Origin of the sequence: Prauserella muralis, from assembly GCF_003202285.1 — a bacterium.
GTDB classification, from domain to species: domain Bacteria; phylum Actinomycetota; class Actinomycetes; order Mycobacteriales; family Pseudonocardiaceae; genus Prauserella_B; species Prauserella_B muralis.
Map to the genome: position 1 here is coordinate 16,217 of NZ_MASW01000006.1, position 16,988 is coordinate 33,204.

Consider the following 16,988-nt stretch of genomic DNA (forward strand, 5'->3'; position numbering starts at 1 on the left):
GTTCCAGCTCCTGCTGGGGCACCGGGTAGCCCGGCCTCAGGCAGGGACGGCGGGGCGGCGCACGCCCTCGGCCAGCTCGGCAGCCAGCTCGCGCACCGCGGGCACGCCCTCGCCTGCCCTGCTCACCAGCGCCGAGCCGACGATCACGGCGTCGGCGAAGGAGGCCACCTCGGCGGCCTGGTCGCCGGAGCGCACGCCAAGGCCGACACCGATGGGCAGGTCGGTGTGCTCGCGGGTGCGCCGCACCAGATCGGCGGCGCTCGCGCCGACGCTGTCGCGGGCGCCGGTCACGCCCATCACGGCCGTGGCGTAGACGAAGCCGGACGACGCGCGAGCCGTCAGCGCGATCCGTTCCTCCGATGACGACGGCGCCACCAGGAAGATCCGGTCCAGCCCGTGCGTCTCGGAGGCGGCCAGCCAGTCGCCTGCCTCGTCGGGCGTGAGGTCGGGCGTGATGAGGCCGAGCCCGCCCGCCGCCGCGAGGTCACGGGCGAAGGCGTCCACGCCGTAGCGGTGCACGGGGTTCCAGTAGGTCATCACCACCGCACGGCCACCGCGGGAGGCCACCGACTCGACGACCTCGAACAGGTGCTTGAGCCGGAACCCGGCCTTGAGGGCGGCGTCGGCCGCGGCCTGGATGGTGGGCCCGTCCATCACCGGGTCGGAGTAGGGCACGCCCACCTCGACCAGGTCGGCGCCCGCGTCGATGGTGGCCGCGAGGAGTTCCTTGGACCGCTCGACCGTCGGGTACCCGGCGGGCAGGTAGCCGACGAGCGCGCCGCGGCTCTCCGCCCTCGTCCGCTCGAACAGCTCGGCAAGACCGCCGCTCACACGTCCTCCACGAGCTTGAAGTAACGGGCGGCGGTGTCCACGTCCTTGTCGCCGCGCCCGGAGAGGTTGACGAGGATGTGCGCGTCGGGGCCCAGCTCGCGGCCCAGCGCGAGCGCTCCGGCCAGCGCGTGCGCCGACTCGATGGCCGGGATGATGCCCTCGGTGCGCGACAGCAGCTGGAAGGCGTCCATGGCCTCGGCGTCGGTGACCGCACGGTACTCGGCGCGGCCGCTGTCCTTGAGCCACGAGTGCTCGGGGCCGACACCGGGATAGTCGAGCCCGGCCGAGATCGAGTAGGCCTCGATGGTCTGCCCGTCCTCGTCCTGCAGCAGGTACGACAGGGCACCGTGCAGCGTGCCCGGCGTGCCCTTGGTCAGCGTCGCGCCGTGCTCACCGCTGTCGAGGCCCTTGCCGCCGGGTTCGAGGCCGACGAGCCGCACGTCCGGGTCGTCGATGAAGCCGTGGAAGATGCCGATGGCGTTGGAGCCGCCGCCGACGCACGCCGCGACGGCGTCGGGAAGCCGCCCGGTCAGCTCGAGGATCTGCCTGCGCGCCTCCTCGCCGATGACCTTGTGGAAGTTGCGCACCATCACCGGGAACGGGTGCGCGCCCGCCGCCGTGCCCAGCAGGTAGTGCGTGGTGTCCACATTGGTCACCCAGTCACGCAGCGCCTCGTTGATGGCGTCCTTGAGCGTGCGGGAGCCGGTCGTCACCGGCACCACCTCGGCGCCGAGCAGCCGCATCCTGGCCACGTTGAGCGCCTGCCGCTGCGTGTCCACCTCGCCCATGTAGACGACGCACTCGAGGTCGAGCAGGGCGCACGCGGTGGCCGTGGCCACGCCGTGCTGGCCGGCGCCGGTCTCGGCGATGACCCGCTTCTTGCCCATGCGCTTGGTGAGCAACGCCTGGCCCAGCACGTTGTTGATCTTGTGAGAGCCGGTGTGGTTGAGATCCTCACGCTTGAGGAAGATCCGCGCGCCGCCCGCGTGCTCCGCGAACCGCGGCGCCTCGGTGAGCAGCGACGGCCTGCCCGCGTAGCCGGAGAGCAGGCGGTCGAACTCGTCGGTGAACTCCGGGTCGAGCCTGGCCTTGTCGTACTCGGCCGACAGCTCGTCCAGCGCGCTCATCAGCGCCTCGGGCAGGAACCGGCCGCCGTACGGGCCGAAGTGCCCGCGCTCGTCGGGGTCGTGACCGTTGGCCTCGTCGCGGGTGTCGCGGGGGGTGTCGCTGCCCGCCTTGTCGCTCGGGTTCTCGGTCACCGGCTGGGCCTCGGGCAGGCGGGGTGCGATCCGGCCGTGACGAGCTTGACGAGGGCGCCCTTCGGGTCCTCCGAGGCGACGAGCCCCTCGCCGACCAGCACCGCGTCGGCGCCGTGCCCGGCGTAGGCCATCAGGTCGCCAGGGCCGCGCACGCCGGACTCGGCGATCTTGTAGGTGTCCATGGGCAGTCCGGGTGCGAGCCGGGAGAACACGTCGCGGTCGACCTCCAGCGTGTGCAGGTTCCGCGCGTTGATACCGATCACGCTCGCGCCGGCCTCCAGCGCGCGGTCGGCCTCCTCGGCGTTGTGCACCTCGACCAGTGCCGTCATGCCGAGCGACTCCACGCGGTCGAGCAGCGACACCAGCGCGTTCTGCTCCAGCGCCGCGACGATCAGCAGCACCATGTCGGCACCGTGCAGACGCGCCTCGTGCACCTGGTACGGGCTGACGATGAAGTCCTTGCGCAGCAGCGGAACGTCCACCGCCGCGCGGACCGCGTCGAGGTCGGCGAGCGACCCGCCGAACCGGCGCTGCTCGGTGAGCACGCTGATGACCCTGGCTCCGGCGTCCTCGTAGTCGCGGGCGAGCGCGGCCGGGTCGGGAATGCCTGCCAGGTCGCCCTTGGACGGGCTGCGCCGCTTGACCTCCGCGATGACACCGATGCCCGACTCACGCAGGGCCGCCATCACGTCGCGGGGCGGCACGGCGTCGGCCGCCCGCCGCTTCAGCTCGTCGAACGGCAGCGCCGCCTCCCGCTCGGCGAGGTCGGCCCGCACGCCCGCGATGATGTCCTCGAGAACGCTCACTGGGCCGCTCCGGAGGGAGTCATGACCGTTCGTTCACTCGCAAGGTGGCTCACAAAAACCTTCCCCTTCCCGCCGAAATGATGCTAACCCTCGCGGTGAGGCGCTTCGGTCCCGGGTCGGAATTGTCTTGTCCACCAGTGAGGACGCCTCGGCGTTAACTGCGTGTGGTCGGATCGTCTCCGTCGGAGAGGGCATCCCACAGTTCCGTGTCGGGGTCCTTGCGGGCACGCTGGGTACCCGGGGCGGCGTATCTGGCCCCCATTCGCGGCATCCGGTGGCCACGCCAGGTGAGCAGCGCCCCGCCCGCCGCCATCAGCACTCCGCCCGTGACGGCCGCGGCGGGGCCCCACAGGGTGCGGACGGGCTCTCCTGGCTCGGACCCGTAGCCGGGGGCGCGGCCGGTCCACGTCACGTCGTAGGCGGATCCGCCGAGGGTGAGCCAGAGCACCCACACCCCGACGGCCAGCAGGAGCACGCCGAGCACGCGCCGCGCCCAGCCGCGCGCACCGAGCGCGGCGGCCACCGCGGCGAGGCCGAACAGCGCGATCGGCGTCGGCCAGGCGGCGAGGTCGGAGCCCGTGAGGTCGCCGGTCACCGCGCCGTCGACCGTCGTGCCGGGCGGGACCTCGATCCACACCAGGCGCGCCGAGCCCCACAGCGCGGCGGCGCTCAGCAACAAGACGCCCACCACTATCCACAGTGGACGCTTGCTGGCCGGGGTGCTAGCCACCGGCACGGTCCCCGGACGCCGCCGGGGCCATCGTGTCCGCTGCCGCGACGGCCGACAGCACGGTGCGGGCCTTGTTCAGCGACTCGTTGTCCTCGTAGTCGGGGTCGGAGTCGGCCACCACACCACCGCCCGCCTGCACGTAGGCGACGCCGTCGCGCATCAGCGCGGTGCGGATGGCGATCGCGGTGTCGGCGTCGCCCGCGAAGTCGAGGTAGCCCACCACTCCGCCGTAGAGGCCGCGTCGCGTCGGCTCCAGCTCCTCGATCAGTTGCATCGCACGCACCTTGGGCGCTCCGGACAGCGTCCCCGCGGGAAAGCACGCCGTCACCGCGTCGAACGCGGTCTTGCCCTCGGCCAGCTCGCCGGTGACGGTGGAGACGATGTGCATGACGTGGCTGTAGCGCTCGACGGCGAAGAAGTCGACCACGTGCACGGTGCCCGGCCTGCAGACCTTGCCGAGATCGTTGCGCCCGAGGTCCACCAGCATCAGGTGCTCCGCCCGCTCCTTGTCGTCGGCGAGCAGGTCCTTGGCCAGCTGCGCGTCCTCCTCAGGGTCGGTGCCGCGCCAGCGGGTGCCCGCGATGGGATGGGTGGTGGCCCTGCCGTCGCGCACGGTCACCAGCGACTCCGGGCTGGACCCGACGATGTCGAAGCCGTCGAGCCGCAGCAGGTACATGTACGGGCTCGGGTTGGAGGTGCGCAGCACCCGGTAGACGTCGAGCGCGTCGGCGCCCGTGCGCATCTCGAAGCGCTGCGAGGGCACGATCTGGAACGCCTCGCCCGCGTGAATGGCCTCGCGGGCCTTCTCGACGGCGGTGTGGAAGTCGGCCTTGGCGCGCTGCCGGGTGAACTCCGGGACGGGCCGGTCGAACACGGCGTTGGTCGCCGGTGCGGGCTCGCCGAGCCGCGTCGTCATGGCATCGAGCCTGCGCACCGCGTCGTCGTAGGCGGCGTCGACGCGCTCCGGGGAGTCGTCCCAGTTCACCGCGTTGGCGATGAGCGTCACCGTGCCCTCGTGGTGGTCGAACGCGGCGAGGTCGGTGGCGAGCAGCATCGTCAGCTCGGGGATGTCGATGTCCTTCTCGGCCAGCTCGGGCAGCCGCTCGAGCCAGCGCACGGCGTCGTAGCCGATGTAGCCGACCATGCCGCCGGTGAGCGGCGGCATGCCGGGCAGGGGCTCGGTGTGCAGGGTGGCGATGGTCTCGCGCAGCACGGTCAGCGGGTCGCCGCCTGCAGGCAGCCCCGCGACGGGGGTTCCGGTCCACACCGCCTCGCCGTCGCGCACGGTCAGCGCCGCCGGGCTGTCCACGCCGACGAACGACCAGCGCGACCAGGACTGCCCGTTCTCCGCCGACTCCAGCAGGAACGTGCCGGGACGGTCCCCGGCCAGCTTGCGGTACAGCGCGACGGGGGTGTCGGCGTCCGCGAGCACGCGGCGGACGACCGGGATCACCCTCCGGTCACCGGCGAGCGCGCGGAACTCCTCCCGCGCCGGGCTGACGACGCCGAGCCCGGAGGCCGCGGCGGACAGCGAGTGGGCAGTCACCATGGGGCCATTCTGCCGCCCGCCGGTTGCCCTGACGCCGCCGGGGCACTAAATTCAATGCCTGTTGAATCCTGTGGGCATGCTGCATGATGGAACGGTGACCGCAGCGAACGATTCCACCCCCACCCGCCGCCGTGGCCGCAGGCCGGCCGGCGAGGACACCAGGACGGCGCTGGTCGAGGCCGCGAGGGCGGTGTTCGCCGAGAGCGGCTTCGACGGAGCGACGGTACGGGCGATCGCCGCCAGGGCCGGCGTCGACGCCGCCATGGTCAACCACTGGTTCGGCGGCAAGGAGGGACTGTTCACCAAGGCGGTGCTTCGCGTGCCGTTCGACATCGACGAGGTGCTCGAATCCGTCACCGCGGGCGGGCCGGAGAACATGGGCGAGAACATGGTCCGCACGTTCGTCAGCCGCTGGGACGGGGCGGGCGGCGAGTACTTCGTCGCCCTCATCCGCAGCGTCACCTCGCACGACGACGCACTGGAGACCCTCAAGAAGGTGCTGGTCAGCCGCATCCTCAACGCCGTGGCCGCGCACGCCGGGTCCGACCGGCCCGAGCTGCGCGCCGCGCTGTGCGCCACCCAGATGATCGGCCTCGGCATGACGCGCTACGTCGCCAGGCTCGAGCCGGTGGCCTCCGCCGACATCGAGACGCTGGTGCCCACGGTCGCCCCCACCCTGCAGCGCTACCTGACCGGCGACCTCGGCGACCTCGCCTGAAGGCGGAGGTCAGGCGCCCTCGGCCAGCAGCACCCGCTCGTCGGTGTCGAAGCAGCTGCGCGTGCCCGTGTGGCAGGCAGGGCCGGTCTGGTCCACGCGCACCAGCAGGGTGTCGCCGTCACAGTCCAGCCGCACCTCACGGACGTGCTGGGTGTGCCCGGACGTCTCGCCCTTGACCCAGAGCCGCTGCCTGCTGCGCGAGAAGTAGGTGCCCCGGCGCGTGGTGAGTGTCAGCCGCAGCGCCTCGCGGTCCATCCACGCCACCATGAGCACGTCCGACGTCGCGTGGTCCACCACCACCGCGCACACGAGGCCGTCGGCGTTCCATGCCACCCGCCCGTCCACGGCGGCGTCCGGGTGCGTGTCGCTCACCGGACCTCCACCCCGCCCGCACGCAGGGCATCCTTCACGTCGCCGATCTTGAGCTGACCGAAGTGGAAGACGCTCGCCGCGAGCACGGCATCGGCACCGGCACGCACCGCGGGCAGGAAGTGCTCGGTGGCACCCGCGCCGCCGCTGGCGATCACCGGCACGCGCACGGCGGCCCGGACCAGCCGGATCAGCTCCAGGTCGAAGCCCGCCTTGGTGCCGTCGGCGTCCATCGAGTTGAGCAGGATCTCGCCGACCCCCAGCTCCTCGCCCCGTGCTGCCCACTCGACGGCGTCGATGCCGGTGCCCCTGCGCCCGCCGTGGGTGGTGACCTCGAAGCCGGACGCGGTGGGCACACCGCCCTCGGGCACGCGGCGGGCGTCCACCGACAGGACGACACACTGCGCGCCGAACCGGCGCGAGGCCTCGCGCAGCAGCTCCGGCCGCGCGATCGCGGCGGTGTTGATGCTGACCTTGTCGGCGCCCGCGCGCAGCAGCCGGTTCACGTCGTCGTTGCCACGCACGCCGCCACCGACGGTGAGCGGGATGAACACCTGCTCGGCGGTCCGGCGCACCACGTCGTAGGTGGTCTCCCGGTTGCCGGAGGAGGCGGTGACGTCGAGGAACGTCAGCTCGTCCGCGCCCTCGGCGTCATACGCGCGCGCGAGCTCCACCGGATCGCCCGCGTCTCGCAGGTCGGCGAAGTTGACGCCCTTGACCACGCGGCCCGCGTCGACGTCCAGGCACGGGATCACCCTCACGGCAACGGACATGCCCCCAGCTTAGGGTGGGCTCGATCCGGGTGAGGCAGGCGGCCGCGCCCTAAGCTCGCGGTCATGGCACGATCCGGCAGACGTCCGGGGCAGACGGAGACGAGAGAGCAGATCCTCGACGCCGCGCGCAGGCTGTTCGCCGCGCAGGGCTTCCACGGGGCGACCGTGCGCGCGATCGCGGCCGAGGCGGGCGTGAACTCCGCGCTGCTGCACCATTTCTACGGCACGAAGCAGCAGTTGTTCGTCGCCGCGATGAACCTGCCGTTCGATCCCGCGGAGGTGTTACCCGAGGTGCTGGCCGGGCCACCCGACGAGGCAGGTGCCCGGCTGGTGCGTATGATCCTGCGATTATGGGCCGATCCGGACGGCAGGGCGCCGTTTCTCGCCCTGCTCCGTTCGGCCACGGCCAGCGAGCAGGCGAGCACGATGATGCGCGAGTTCCTCGCCAGCGCCGTGCTCGCCAAGGTCGCGGAGGCGCGAGGGGTCTCGCGGTTGCGGGCCTCGGCCGCCGCGGCGCAAATGATGGGGATCGCGCTTCTGCGGTACGTACTGGAGGTCCCGCCGCTGGCGACGGCGACGGAGGAGGAGATCGTCGACATCGTCGCCCCGGTGATCCAGCACTACCTCACCGGCGCCTCCCCTCGGCCGTGACAGCAGGGGGAGCCATGGACCAGTCGTCACGAAGACTTTCCGGGGTATTCGCATGACCACCGTCGCGTCGGGGGAGAAGCTCGCGGCCGAGACGCCCGCACGGGAGCGGGAGCCGAAGAAGTCCCGGCTCCGCGCCCGGCTGCTGCCTGCCGCCTCGATCGCCGCGGGGACGGCGCTGATCGGCGTGCACGGTTCGCTGTATGGCAACTGGATCATCGACGACGCGGCCATCACGTTCGCCTACGCGCGCAGCTTCTCCGAGGGGCTCGGCCCTGTGGTGCAGGCTGGCGCGGAGCCGGTCGAGGGCTTCTCCAACCCGACGTGGACGGCGTTGCTCGCGCTGGCGCGGCTGGTGGGCCTCTTCGACCGCGGCATGCTCTTCGGCATCCCCGACTACGTGCTGTTCCCCAAGGCACTGGCGCTGCTGCTGTGCTCGGGCATCCTGCTCGCCTGCTACGTGGCCGCCAAGCGGGTGACGCGACGGCCCTGGCTGGCGACGCTGGCCGTCGGGGTCGCGCTGGCCATCACGCCGTCGTTCGTCATCTGGGTCTTCTCCGGCCTGGAGAACTCCCTCTACGGGCTGATCCTCGTGTGGCTCGCGGTGCTGGTGTTCCGTGCGGTGCTCGACGATCGTGTGCTGTCGGCCAGGCTCGCCCTGGCCACGGGAGGGCTGGCGGCGCTGGCCGCACTGACCCGGCCGGAGGGGCTGATCTACGCCGGGGTGTACCCGATCGTCGTTCTCGGGACGCTGCGCAGGGAGCTGCTGGCGCCCAGCATCCGGCACATCCTGCTGTCCACCGCGGCGTTCCTCGTACCGGTCGGCGCCTACTTCGCCTGGCGCATCGCCACGTTCGGCGAGCTGGTGTCCAGCCCGTCGATCGCGAAGCGCCAGGGCCTGCCCACCCTGGAGGATCTGGCCCGGCCGGGCGAGTTGCTGGAGTACGCCGGCGCGCCCGCGATCCTGCTCGCCGTCATCTTCGTCGGCATGACCCTGGCGCGGCCCGCATCCTGGCGGCGCGGCCTGCTCGCGCTGCTCGTGCCGCTCGGCCTCGCGCTCATCGCCTACGCGGTGCTGGAGCCGGACTGGATGGCGCAGTTCCGCTTCGCGACGCCGATCTGGGTGCTCGGCTCACTGGTCGGCGTGCTGTGCGCCTCGGACGTGCTGCGCAACGCGAAGGTCCGCGGCCGCGCCTGGCTCACGGCGGCTCTGGTGGCCGCGATGCTGCCCACGATGGCGTCGTTCGCCAGCGCCGCCGACGAGTTCCGGGAGAGGCCGGACATCTCGGCCTGCTACGTCGCCGACCGGTTCGGCAGGGTGTTCAACGCCTACGCCGACATCCTCGGCTTGCGGAACGCGTCCCTGTTGCTGCCCGACCTGGGCGGCTCGGCGCTGACCAGCAGGCTGTACCTGGTGGACATGGCCGGGCTGACCAACCACACGTTCGCCGACCTGGTGCGCGAGCACGACAAGGCCGGGCAGAGCGACTACGTCTACGAAGACGTCAAGCCGACGTTCATCCACACCCGCCAGCCGTGGACCAGTGGCAACGGCATCGGGTTCGACCCGAGGCTGACGCGCGACTACTACCCGATCCACTTCGACCCGTACCAGGGTGCGCCCAACGGCGACTGGGTCCGCAAGGACGCCGTGCGCGACGAGGCGAAGCTGGCCCAGGTGCGCGCGTACGCGGCGGAGACGACTCTCGCGGTGGAGCGCAACTCCGGTGGCTGGCCGCGCAGGCACTGCGGCGCCACCCTTCGCCCAGGCCAGACCATCGTCGGCGAGTCGTAACCACCTCCCCACCCGGGCCGCCCAAAGCTCCCCAATGCCACATTCGTAGCGTTGAGCGCTACCAATGCCGCATTGGGGAACTCCCCGGCATCCGGTTCCCTTGACGGCGAAGCTCAACGCGCGCAGAATTAAGCGCATGGTTAATTCTGCCGTGTCCGTCGAGGGGCTCCGGGTCGTTCGCGGCGGCCGGGAGGTCGTCCGGGACGTCAGCTGCCGGATCGCCGCGGGCACCGTCACCGGGCTGCTCGGCCCCAGCGGCTGCGGCAAGACCACACTGATGCGCGCGATCGTGGGCGTGCAGATCGTCGCGGGCGGTACCGTCACCGTGTTCGGCAGGCCCGCGGGCAGCCCGGCGCTGCGCCGCACGATCGGCTACGCCACCCAGAACCCGGCCATCTACCCCGACCTCACCGTCCGCGAGGCGCTGCGCTACTTCGCCTCCGTCCTCCGCTTCCCCCCGTCCGATGTGGACCGTGTCATCGCCGAGGTGGACCTCGCCGACCACGCAGGCGCGCTCATCGGCAGGCTCTCCGGCGGACAACGCAGCCGCGCCAACCTCGCCGTCGCGCTGCTCGGCACGCCGGAACTGCTGATCCTCGACGAGCCGACCGTCGGCCTCGACCCCGTGCTGCGCGACGAGTTGTGGGCGTTGTTCGGCAGGCTCGCCGCGCGCGGCGCGACCCTGCTCGTCTCCAGCCACGTCATGGACGAGGCCGCCCGCTGCGACCGCCTGCTGCTGATGCGCGAGGGGCGGCTGCTCACCGACGACACCCCCGGCGGCCTGCGCGAGCGCACCGGCGCCGACGACCTCGAGCGCGCGTTCCTGCACCTGATCACCGAGGAGGCGGCCCGATGAGCCCCGCCGTCACGCTCGCCACCACCCGCCGCATCCTCACCCAGCTGCGCCACGACCCCCGCACGGTCGTGCTGTTGCTCGTCATGCCCTCGCTGCTGATGCTCCTGCTGCGCTACGTCTTCAACAGCGAGCGGCAGTTCAGCGGGCTCGCGCCCGCGTTGCTGGGCATCTTCCCGTTCACGATCATGTTCCTGATCACCTCGGTGACGACACTGCGCGAGCGCACGTCGGCCACGCTCGAACGGCTGATGACGATGCCCGTCGGCAAGCTGGACCTGCTGTTCGGCTACGCCGCCGCGTTCGGCCTCCTCGCTGCCGCCCAGGTGTCGCTCGCGACGGCGGTCTCGGTGTGGTGGCTGGGGCTCGACGTCGCCGGCTCGGTGTGGGTCCTGCTGCTCGTCGCCCTGCTGGACGCGCTTCTCGGCACGGCGCTCGGCCTGTTCGTCAGCGCCTTCGCCACGACCGAGTTCCAGGCGATCCAGTTCATGCCGGTGGTCGTGCTGCCGCAGTTCCTGCTCTGCGGGTTGCTGACCCCTCGCGACGAGATGGGCTGGCTGCTCAACGGCATCTCCGACGTGCTGCCGCTTTCCTACGCCGTGGACGCTCTCACGCAGGTCACCCGCTCGGCCGAGGTCGACGGCACGCTGGCGCGGAACATGCTCATCGTCGCCGGATGCGCATTGCTGGCGCTGGTGCTCGGCGCCGCGACGCTGCGCAGGCGCACGCCCTGACGGCGTTCTCAGCGGCGCCGCCCTACGGTGAGCAGATGGGAACGCACCTCGAACGGCTCGCGGCCGAGAAGTACGTGCTGCTGACCACGTACCGCAGGTCCGGCGAAGCCGTGCCGACGCCGATCTGGACCGCGCGCCTCGGCGACGAGCTCGTGGTGTTCAGCGAACGCAAGGCGGGCAAGGTCAAGCGCATCCGCCACGATCCGCGCGTCGAGCTGACGGCGTGCGACCTGCGCGGCCGCAACACACACGGCGAGACGGTGACCGGCACCGCCCGCATCCTCGATGACGCCGACGGCGAGGCGGCCAAGGACGCGATCGCGCGCGCCTACGGGCTCCTCGGCCGGGTCTCCATGTTCTTCAGCAGGCTGCGCGGCGGCCCCGAGCGGACCGTCGGCATCGCCGTCAAGATCGAGGAGTGACCGGCTCGCCGCCCAGTCCCCGCCGCTCGCGGTACCAGTGACCCCACTCCTCCAGCCGGAGCGCGATCGGGCGCAGGCTCTCGCCGAGATAGGTCAGGGAGTACTCCACCTTCGGCGGCACCTCCGGGTAGACGACCCGCCGCACCAGCCCGTCGGCCTCCAGTTCCCGCAGCTGGCGGGTGAGCATCCTGGGCGTGATGGCCGGCATCGCCCGGTTGAGCTCGCCGAAGCGGCACGTGCCGTCGAACAGGTGCCTGAGGATCGCCAGCTTCCACTTGCCCCCGACCACCTCCATGGCCGCCTCGACCATGCAGTAGTCCTCCATGTCACCGACTCGATCGCCCATGACCTGCACGCTATACAACGGGTCACTACCGGACAAGAAAGACCGTACTTGCCGAGGACGGTCGTACACACGAGGCTGACGGCATGATCATCGAACGCATCGGGGGCAAGCCCGACTGGTACGAGCCCTACAACATCTCCCTCGGCATCCGTGCGGGCGAGTTGCTCTTCCTCTCGGGGCAGGCCGGCATCGACGAACACGGCCGCACGGTCGCGGGCGGCTTCACCGCGCAGGCACGGCAGGCCTTCGCCAACCTCGCCACCGTGCTGGGCCGGGCGGGCGCAGGCCTCGCCGACGTGGTCAAGGTGACCATCATGGTCACCGACATGAGCAGGCTGGACGAGATCATCGCGCTGCGCGCGGAGTTCTTCAGCGAGCCCTACCCCGCGGACACCCTGGTGCAGGTGGCCGGGCTCGCGCAGCCGGACTGGCTGATCGAGATCGACGCCGTCGCCGCCCTGCGGTGAGCGGCACGGAGGCGCGTCAGCCCCGCGCGACCGCGGCCAGCGCCTCGGGCAGCGTGAACGCGCCCGCGTACAGCGCCTTGCCGACGATGGCACCCTCGACGCCGTCGCGCTCCAGCGTCGCCAGCGCACGCAGGTCGTCCACAGAGGACACCCCGCCGGAGGCGATCACGGGTGCGTCGGTGCGCGCGGCGACCTCACGGAGCAGGTCGAGGTTCGGGCCCTTGAGGGTGCCGTCCTTGCTGACGTCGGTGACCACGTAGCGCGCGGCGCCGTCGCGGTCAAGCCGGTCGAGCACCTCCCACAGGTCACCACCGTCGCTGGTCCACCCGCGCGCGGCGAGCCGGTGCCCCGCCTCGCTGATGCGCACGTCGAGGCCGATCGCCACCCGGTCGCCGTGGGTCGCGACGGCCTTGGCCGTCCACTCCGGGTCCTCCAGGGCCGCCGTGCCCAGGTTGACCCTGCGGGCACCGGTGGCCAGGGCGGCGGCCAGCGACGCGTCGTCGCGGATGCCGCCCGAGAGCTCCACCTGCACGTCCAGCTTGCCGACCACCTCGGCGAGCAGCTCCCGGTTGGACCCCTTGCCGAACGCCGCGTCGAGGTCGACGAGATGGATCCACTCCGCCCCGTCCCGTTGCCACGACAGCGCCGCCTCCAGCGGCGAGCCGTAGGAGGTCTCGGTGCCGGCCTCGCCCTGGACGAGGCGAACGGCCTGGCCATCGGCGACGTCGACGGCGGGAAGGAGCTGGAAGGTCACGCCGTCACTATAGGAACCGGCGCGGCCGCGCGGCTCAGAGGGTGCTCAGCCAGTTCCGCAGCAACTGCGCACCGGCGTCGCCGGACTTCTCCGGGTGGAACTGCGTGGCGCACAGCGCACCGTTCTCCACCGCGGCGACGAAGTCCTCCCCGTGGTGGGCCCAGGTGACCTTCGGCTGCTGCCCGGGCAGCTCCGAGCGCAGCTCCCAGTTCCGCACCGCGTAGGAGTGCACGAAGTAGAACCGGGTGCCCGCGTCGAGCCCGGCGAACAACTGCGAACCCTCGGGCACGCGCACGGTGTTCCAGCCCATGTGCGGCAGCACGTCGGCATGCAGGCGCTCGACCGTGCCCGGCCACTCGCCGGTGCCCTTGGCCTCCACGCCGTGCTCGACGCCCCGCTCGAACAGGATCTGCATGCCGACGCAGATGCCCAGCACGGGCCTGCCCCCGGCGAGGCGGGTGCCGATCACCCGCTCGCCGCCCACGGACAGCAGGCCCTCCATGCAGGCGGCGAACGCGCCCACCCCGGGCACGACCAGCCCGTCGGCCTCGCGCGCGGCGCGATGGTCGGCGGTGACCTCGACGTCGGCGCCTGCGCGCCGCACGGCACGCTCGGCGGAACGGAGGTTGCCGGAGCCGTAGTCCAGAATCACAACGCGGGGCACGTCTCCCAGGCTAACAAGCGTGCTCCGCTCACGGCCGGCGTGCGAGCCACGCCACGGGCAGCAGCGCCAGCGCGGCGCCCGCCAGCAGGCCGAACGCGACACCGAAGCTGGACCCGGCGACGATCGCGCCCACGGCGACCGCGCCGAGGCCCTGTCCCGCGTCGAAGGCGACGTTCCACGCCACGCTCGCCGGGCCCGCCGCCGACCTGGCGAACATCGCCACCAGCGAGTCGTTCTGCACCACACCGAACCCGGCGCCGAACACCGCGGCGCTCAGGACGGCGGCCACGGGGTTCGACGCCAGCAGGGCGAAGCCGAGCAGGCCGAGGCCGCCCACGGCGAGCCCGCCGGGCAGCATCCGGCCAGGGCTCGCCATGCGGTCGCCGACCTGGCCCGCCACCCAGCGGGACAGCATGGCGGCACCGGGCGCGACGAACAGTGCGATCGCCGACGCCGGGGAGCTGACCACGATCGGCGCGAACGTCGCCACCGCCCCGAAACCGGTGGACACCGCGAGCATGGGCAGCCACGGGCGCCAGGTGGCGGTGATCAGCCCGCGCAGCCCCCTGCCGCCCTCCGGGGCGTGCCGGGGCGGCAGCGCGGGCAGCAGGAGCATCGGCACCAGCGCCGCCAGCGGCAGCACGGTGGCCACCACGAACACCGGCTCGAACCCCCAGTGCTCGGCGAGCCAGGCACCGGCGGGCAGGCCCAGCAGCTGGGGCAGCCCCACGGCCAAGCCGTACAGCCCGGAGCCGCGGGCGACGTGCCCGCCGGGCAGCAGTTCGGCGATGAGCGCGCTGCCGCATACGGTGAGCAGGCCGAACCCGGCGCCCCGGACGAACGAGACGGCCAGGATGGGGGCGGCCTCGGTGGAGACGATCAGCAGCGGTGCGGGCACGGCCAGCAGCAGCGCGCCCCACACCAGCGCGAGCCGGTAGCCGCGGGCTCTGATCAGCGCGGGCACGGCGAGCTGGGTGAGCACGGTGCTGGCCATGAAGACCCCGGTCGCGGCCCCGGCTGTCACGGGTCCGGCACCCTGGTGCACCGCCCAGAGCGGCACCACCGGCAGCAGCAGGCCGTAGCCGGTGAAGGCCAGCGTGGAGGCCAGCAGCGACAGCCGGAAGTCCCGGTAGCCCAGCGGGGAGGCCGGGGCGGGACCGTCCGGCATCACCCGGGAGCGTGACGTCGACACCCGCCCGTTCTAGTACGCCCGTACCTATCCTGTCCAGCCGCGCGTGGTCAGCGGCCCGCGGCCCAGGCGACCAGGTCGTCGGCGGTCATCGTGTTGACCACGGAATCCGGCTGCACCCCGCATTCGAGCGCCCTGGCACAGCCGAACGGCAGCCAGCCCAGCTGGCCGGGCGCGTGCGCGTCGCTGTCGATGGCGAACCGGCAGCCGATCTCCACGGCCAGGCGCAGCAGGCGCCGGGGCGGGTCGAGCCGCTCCGGCCGGGAGTTGATCTCGACGGCGACGTCGTTGTCGCGGCACGCGGCGAAGACGGCCTCGGCGTCGAACTGCGACTCCGGCCTGGCCCGCCTGGTGACGAGCCGCCCCGTGCAGTGCCCGAGCACGTTGACGCGCGGGTTCGCCACGGCCGTGAGCATCCGCTCGGTCATCTCGGCCCTCGGCATGCGCAGGTGCGAGTGCACGCTGGCGACCACGACGTCGAGCTCGGCCAGCAGCTCGGGGTCCTGGTCGAGCGTGCCGTCGTCGAGGATGTCCACCTCGATGCCGGTGAGGATGCGAAACGGCGCGAGTTCGGTGTTGAGTGCCGCCACCACGTCCAGCTGCGCGCGCAGGCGCTCGCCCGACAGCCCGTTGGCCACGGTGAGCCGCGGGGAGTGGTCGGTGAGCACGAGGTAGGAGTGCCCCAGCTGGCGGGCGGCCTCGGCCATCTCGTCGATCGGGCTGCCGCCGTCGGACCAGTCCGAGTGCGTGTGGCAGTCGCCGCGCAGGGCCTTCAGCAGCGGCCCGCCGTCGGGCATGCCGGGCACAGCGCGCGTGGCGACCTCGGTGAGGTAGGCGGGTTCCCGGCCCTGCAGGGCGTCGGTGATGACGGCGGCCGTCGTCTTGCCGATGCCGGACAGCGCCGTGAGGGTGCCCGCGCGGACCCGCTGTTCCAGCTCGCCCTCGGGCAGGCCCTCCACCACGGCGGCGGCGCGGCGGAACGCCCGCACGCGATACGTCGGCTCGCCCGCCCGCTCCAGGTACAACGCGATCTGCCGCAGCACGCGCACCGGGTTCATCGCCATCGCGTCACCTCGGCAGGGCGTGCAGCTCGACGTCGTGCAGCTCGCCGTCCTTCGCCGTGGCCGTCAGGTAGGTGCAGTGCGGCTGCCTGCGCCGGTCGGTGGGCGAGCCGGGGTTGAGCAGCCGCAGGCCGGAGCCCGCGACGCTGTCCCAGGGGATGTGGCTGTGGCCGAACACCAGCACGTCGGTGTCCGGGAACTCCCGCGCGCAGCGCTGCTCCCTGCCCCTGGCCGCCCCAGTCTCGTGGATCACGGCGAGCCGCAGCCCCTCCAGCTCGGCCCGCGCCACCTCCGGCAGCCGCTCCCGCAGCGCGGGCCCGTCGTTGTTGCCGTAGACGCCGATCAGCCGCGCGGCCCTGGCCTCCAGCTCGTCGAGCAGGGCCACGTCGACCCAGTCACCCGCGTGCACCACCACGTCGGCGGCGTCGGCCTCGCGCCACACCGCATCGGGCAGCCGCCGCGCCCGCTTGGGCACGTGCGTGTCCGCGATGATGAGCAGCCGCATGCGGCCCCACTCCCCTCAGCCACCCAGGTTGGACACCGCCGCCTCCAGCCCGGCGGCCAGCTCCTCCAGGTCACGGCGGGACAGCTCGCGGTGACCCAGCTGTGCCCGCAGCGCGTCCCGCGAGGCCACGATCAGCGCCCCAGCGTAGCGCTGTGACCGCAGGTCCTGCTCCCCCAGCAGCCGGACCTCGCCCTCCTGCAGCACCATCGTCGGCTGGGGCAGCCCGCTGTCCAGCAGGGCCTGCACGTGCTCGCCGGTGATCTTCATCGCGTACTCCCTTTCGTTCGTTCCACCTGCGGTTACCCGCTTGCGCCTTGGACATGACACCGCCCGCGCCCTCGGCGGGCCGGGACCGCGCACCGAGACCGAATCGGTATCTGGGCCCACCAGGGGCCATCCCCCGCCGTGCGCGGCGCACGGCCCGGCCGGGCAACGCGATCACCAGGGCAAACAGCCGATCACCCCAGGTGCCGGGGGCACGTGCGCACCAGGCCTGGCCGGGGACGTATCTTGAC

At 72.4% G+C, this 16,988-nt stretch carries 21 protein-coding genes; 7 read left to right on the forward strand and 14 right to left on the reverse strand.

The annotated features are described in order from the left end of the window. Positions 1 to 36: 36 nt before the first annotated feature. The 5 genes from trpA to BAY60_RS25320 form a co-directional block, all read right to left on the reverse strand. Positions 37 to 831, reverse strand: a complete 795-nt coding sequence (trpA, locus tag BAY60_RS25300) for a tryptophan synthase subunit alpha (protein ID WP_112283624.1) — start codon at positions 829 to 831, stop codon at positions 37 to 39. Further along, positions 828 to 2,090: a tryptophan synthase subunit beta gene (gene trpB / locus BAY60_RS25305; RefSeq protein WP_112283625.1), complete on the reverse strand. Its 1,263-nt coding sequence runs from the start codon at positions 2,088 to 2,090 to the stop codon at positions 828 to 830. The genes trpA and trpB overlap by 4 nt, the downstream gene beginning before the upstream one ends. Next, a complete protein-coding gene (gene trpC / locus BAY60_RS25310; RefSeq protein WP_112283626.1) occupies positions 2,087 to 2,896 on the reverse strand; it encodes an indole-3-glycerol phosphate synthase TrpC in 810 nt (269 codons plus the stop codon). The genes trpB and trpC overlap by 4 nt, the downstream gene beginning before the upstream one ends. A gap of 154 nt (positions 2,897 to 3,050) precedes the next feature. Further along, entirely contained in the window at positions 3,051 to 3,584 is a 534-nt protein-coding gene (locus tag BAY60_RS25315) for a Trp biosynthesis-associated membrane protein (protein WP_245992807.1), read from the reverse strand. A 34-nt stretch (positions 3,585 to 3,618) separates the two neighbouring features. Continuing rightward, a complete protein-coding gene (locus BAY60_RS25320; protein WP_112283627.1) occupies positions 3,619 to 5,175 on the reverse strand; it encodes an anthranilate synthase component I in 1,557 nt (518 codons plus the stop codon). 76 nt (positions 5,176 to 5,251) lie between these two features. Between BAY60_RS25320 and BAY60_RS25325 the strand changes: the two genes are divergently transcribed. Next, positions 5,252 to 5,893 carry a TetR/AcrR family transcriptional regulator gene (locus BAY60_RS25325; protein ID WP_112284600.1) on the forward strand — a complete coding sequence of 214 codons (642 nt, stop codon included), beginning with the start codon at positions 5,252 to 5,254 and terminating at the stop codon, positions 5,891 to 5,893. 9 nt (positions 5,894 to 5,902) lie between these two features. Here BAY60_RS25325 and hisI read toward each other — a convergent pair whose 3' ends face one another. After that, positions 5,903 to 6,265, reverse strand: coding sequence for a phosphoribosyl-AMP cyclohydrolase (gene hisI, locus BAY60_RS25330; RefSeq protein ID WP_112283628.1), 363 nt, complete (start codon positions 6,263 to 6,265; stop codon positions 5,903 to 5,905). Then, positions 6,262 to 7,035, reverse strand: a complete 774-nt coding sequence (gene hisF / locus BAY60_RS25335; protein WP_112283629.1) for an imidazole glycerol phosphate synthase subunit HisF — start codon at positions 7,033 to 7,035, stop codon at positions 6,262 to 6,264. The genes hisI and hisF overlap by 4 nt, the downstream gene beginning before the upstream one ends. A 63-nt stretch (positions 7,036 to 7,098) precedes the next feature. On the opposite strand from hisF, the gene BAY60_RS25340 reads away from it, so the two are divergent. From BAY60_RS25340 to BAY60_RS25360, 5 genes are all read left to right on the forward strand, one after another. Next, a complete protein-coding gene (locus BAY60_RS25340; RefSeq protein WP_112283630.1) occupies positions 7,099 to 7,686 on the forward strand; it encodes a TetR/AcrR family transcriptional regulator in 588 nt (195 codons plus the stop codon). A 52-nt stretch (positions 7,687 to 7,738) separates the two neighbouring features. Continuing rightward, the gene (locus BAY60_RS25345) at positions 7,739 to 9,478 is read left to right on the forward strand and encodes a hypothetical protein (RefSeq protein WP_112283631.1); all 1,740 of its coding nucleotides are present in this window, start codon (positions 7,739 to 7,741) and stop codon (positions 9,476 to 9,478) included. Positions 9,479 to 9,614: 136 nt separating this feature from the next. After that, positions 9,615 to 10,334: an ABC transporter ATP-binding protein gene (locus BAY60_RS25350; RefSeq protein ID WP_112283632.1), complete on the forward strand. Its 720-nt coding sequence runs from the start codon at positions 9,615 to 9,617 to the stop codon at positions 10,332 to 10,334. Beyond that, entirely contained in the window at positions 10,331 to 11,065 is a 735-nt protein-coding gene (locus BAY60_RS25355) for an ABC transporter permease (RefSeq protein WP_112283633.1), read from the forward strand. Before BAY60_RS25350 ends, BAY60_RS25355 begins: the two co-directional genes overlap by 4 nt. Positions 11,066 to 11,100: 35 nt before the next feature. Next, positions 11,101 to 11,487: a PPOX class F420-dependent oxidoreductase gene (locus BAY60_RS25360; protein WP_112283634.1), complete on the forward strand. Its 387-nt coding sequence runs from the start codon at positions 11,101 to 11,103 to the stop codon at positions 11,485 to 11,487. On the opposite strand, the gene BAY60_RS25365 is transcribed toward BAY60_RS25360, so the two are convergent. After that, positions 11,471 to 11,833, reverse strand: a complete 363-nt coding sequence (locus tag BAY60_RS25365; RefSeq protein WP_147239497.1) for a winged helix-turn-helix transcriptional regulator — start codon at positions 11,831 to 11,833, stop codon at positions 11,471 to 11,473. The genes BAY60_RS25360 and BAY60_RS25365 overlap by 17 nt on opposite strands. An 83-nt stretch (positions 11,834 to 11,916) precedes the next feature. On the opposite strand from BAY60_RS25365, the gene BAY60_RS25370 reads away from it, so the two are divergent. Next, the gene (locus tag BAY60_RS25370; RefSeq protein ID WP_112283636.1) at positions 11,917 to 12,300 is read left to right on the forward strand and encodes a RidA family protein; all 384 of its coding nucleotides are present in this window, start codon (positions 11,917 to 11,919) and stop codon (positions 12,298 to 12,300) included. Positions 12,301 to 12,316: 16 nt separating this feature from the next. Here BAY60_RS25370 and priA read toward each other — a convergent pair whose 3' ends face one another. From priA to BAY60_RS25400, 6 genes are all read right to left on the reverse strand, one after another. Next, positions 12,317 to 13,054, reverse strand: a complete 738-nt coding sequence (gene priA / locus BAY60_RS25375) for a bifunctional 1-(5-phosphoribosyl)-5-((5-phosphoribosylamino)methylideneamino)imidazole-4-carboxamide isomerase/phosphoribosylanthranilate isomerase PriA (RefSeq protein WP_112283637.1) — start codon at positions 13,052 to 13,054, stop codon at positions 12,317 to 12,319. Between the two features lie 34 nt (positions 13,055 to 13,088). After that, positions 13,089 to 13,718 (reverse strand): imidazole glycerol phosphate synthase subunit HisH, encoded by a 630-nt coding sequence (hisH, locus tag BAY60_RS25380; protein ID WP_112283638.1) that lies wholly within the window; start codon positions 13,716 to 13,718, stop codon positions 13,089 to 13,091. Between the two features lie 28 nt (positions 13,719 to 13,746). Further along, complete coding sequence (locus BAY60_RS25385; RefSeq protein ID WP_112284601.1) at positions 13,747 to 14,886, reverse strand: MFS transporter; 1,140 nt, start codon at positions 14,884 to 14,886, stop codon at positions 13,747 to 13,749. Between the two features lie 71 nt (positions 14,887 to 14,957). Then, on the reverse strand, positions 14,958 to 15,965 hold the full coding sequence (locus BAY60_RS25390) for a PHP domain-containing protein (RefSeq protein WP_112284602.1): 1,008 nt from the start codon (positions 15,963 to 15,965) through the stop codon (positions 14,958 to 14,960). Positions 15,966 to 15,975: 10 nt separating this feature from the next. Continuing rightward, positions 15,976 to 16,473: a metallophosphoesterase family protein gene (locus BAY60_RS25395; RefSeq protein ID WP_112283640.1), complete on the reverse strand. Its 498-nt coding sequence runs from the start codon at positions 16,471 to 16,473 to the stop codon at positions 15,976 to 15,978. Between the two features lie 15 nt (positions 16,474 to 16,488). Further along, positions 16,489 to 16,740, reverse strand: coding sequence for a hypothetical protein (locus BAY60_RS25400; protein WP_112283642.1), 252 nt, complete (start codon positions 16,738 to 16,740; stop codon positions 16,489 to 16,491). Positions 16,741 to 16,988: the final 248 nt, after the last annotated feature.

Bases quoted from the DNA above. Each gene is read 5' to 3' on its own strand.
- BAY60_RS25400 (WP_112283642.1), bottom strand. From the start codon at position 16,740: ATGAAGATCACCGGCGAGCACGTGCAGGCCCTGCTGGACAGCGGGCTG.
- BAY60_RS25385 (WP_112284601.1), bottom strand. From the start codon at position 14,886: ATGCCGGACGGTCCCGCCCCGGCCTCCCCGCTGGGCTACCGGGACTTC.
- hisF (WP_112283629.1), bottom strand. From the start codon at position 7,035: ATGTCCGTTGCCGTGAGGGTGATCCCGTGCCTGGACGTCGACGCGGGC.
- BAY60_RS25345 (WP_112283631.1), top strand. From the start codon at position 7,739: ATGACCACCGTCGCGTCGGGGGAGAAGCTCGCGGCCGAGACGCCCGCA.
- BAY60_RS25325 (WP_112284600.1), top strand. From the start codon at position 5,252: ATGCTGCATGATGGAACGGTGACCGCAGCGAACGATTCCACCCCCACC.
- BAY60_RS25370 (WP_112283636.1), top strand. From the start codon at position 11,917: ATGATCATCGAACGCATCGGGGGCAAGCCCGACTGGTACGAGCCCTAC.
- BAY60_RS25395 (WP_112283640.1), bottom strand. From the start codon at position 16,473: ATGCGGCTGCTCATCATCGCGGACACGCACGTGCCCAAGCGGGCGCGG.
- BAY60_RS25320 (WP_112283627.1), bottom strand. From the start codon at position 5,175: ATGGTGACTGCCCACTCGCTGTCCGCCGCGGCCTCCGGGCTCGGCGTC.
- BAY60_RS25365 (WP_147239497.1), bottom strand. From the start codon at position 11,833: ATGGGCGATCGAGTCGGTGACATGGAGGACTACTGCATGGTCGAGGCG.
- BAY60_RS25340 (WP_112283630.1), top strand. From the start codon at position 7,099: ATGGCACGATCCGGCAGACGTCCGGGGCAGACGGAGACGAGAGAGCAG.
- BAY60_RS25350 (WP_112283632.1), top strand. From the start codon at position 9,615: ATGGTTAATTCTGCCGTGTCCGTCGAGGGGCTCCGGGTCGTTCGCGGC.
- BAY60_RS25390 (WP_112284602.1), bottom strand. From the start codon at position 15,965: ATGAACCCGGTGCGCGTGCTGCGGCAGATCGCGTTGTACCTGGAGCGG.
- BAY60_RS25355 (WP_112283633.1), top strand. From the start codon at position 10,331: ATGAGCCCCGCCGTCACGCTCGCCACCACCCGCCGCATCCTCACCCAG.
- BAY60_RS25360 (WP_112283634.1), top strand. From the start codon at position 11,101: ATGGGAACGCACCTCGAACGGCTCGCGGCCGAGAAGTACGTGCTGCTG.